The following is a 1,166-nucleotide window of genomic DNA, read 5'->3' as shown; positions in this document are numbered from 1 at the left end:
TTGGTGGCGTGATAGGTGCGACCGGTCACGATGGGTTGGTCGGGGTCCCCTTCGAGGAAAGAGACGATAACTTCATGGCCGATACGCGGGATGGCCATCATGCCGTATTGGCCGCCGGCCCAGCCCTGGCTTACCCGCACCCAGCAGGAGCTCTGGTCGTTGGAGCTGCCGTATCTGTCCCACGGGAATTGCAGTTTGACCCGGCCATGTTCATCGCAGTAAATCTCCTCCCCTTCGGGGCCCACCACCACGGCGATTTGCGGGCCGTCCACCATAGGCTTGTAAGGCGCCTGTGGGCTGCCGATGCGCGCCCGCCAGCTGGTGCTGGCTTTGACCACCGAAAATTCGTTGTGGTAGACGGTCGGGCCGCTGCCGCCTTCTTCCTCCAGCGCCTGCGGCTGTAAGCCGGTGTGGCTGATGCGCACGATTTGCCAGTCGGTGTTTAGGCTGCCGTTAGGGTGCTCGGTCAGCGAAAAATACTCACCCGGCAGCAGGGCCGCGCTGTTGGACTTGCCACTGCCGGCCACAGCATCATTGCGCAGCGCATCGAGCCTGTGCTGGGCAAACGCCTTGCCGCTGCCGTCCTGCTTGTAGCGGCCTGGGAAATCGAAGTGCTGGTAGGTGCCCCGCTGGTGTTCCAGCTCAGCTCCCACCTTCTTGTGGGAGAGACCGTAGGCCGGGGTCTTGAAGCTGTAGTCTTTGAGCTCAACATCGCTTGGGCGCACCGCCTCGCGGTAGTGGAACTGGCGCACATAGGGGCCCTGCTCCAGCGAGCGGTTGCCCAGGTTGAAGAAGAGTGCGGGGCCGGCGGTCAATGCCGCCGCGTCGTCGGCAAACACGACGCGGTGTTTGCCTGCGTCGAATTCGTGGAAATAGAAGAGCCCCTCTTCGGCGGCGAGCCGGTTGACGAAATCGAGGTCGGTCTCGCGGTACTGCACACAGTATTCCCGCTGGGCGTGCTCGTTTTTGAGCGCAAAGGCGTAGTCTGTGATGCCGTGCTCTTGCAGCAGGATGCTGAGGATTTCATCGGGCTTCTTCGCCTGAAAGATACGCGAATTCTGGCGAAGGGAGAGCCGCCACAGCGCCGGCTGTACCATGAGCTGATAGCGGGTACGGCGAAAGCCGCTGTCCCCTTGCGCAAAATCACTCACGACCCCGCACACCCG

Annotated in this window: 1 protein-coding gene; it reads right to left on the bottom strand. The window is 62.3% G+C overall.

The window, feature by feature from the left end; translation table 11 throughout:
* Window positions 1-1,166: type VI secretion system tip protein TssI/VgrG (tssI, locus tag AACW87_RS14550; RefSeq protein ID WP_241326816.1), on the bottom strand; the 1,166-nt coding region annotated here is incomplete at both ends.

The sequence above is a fragment of the Aeromonas sp. MR7 genome, from assembly GCF_963899385.1.
GTDB lineage: Bacteria > Pseudomonadota > Gammaproteobacteria > Enterobacterales > Aeromonadaceae > Aeromonas > Aeromonas bestiarum.
The sequence above is the reverse complement of the archived record's forward strand: the minus strand, read 5'-3'. Positions and strand labels throughout refer to the sequence as shown.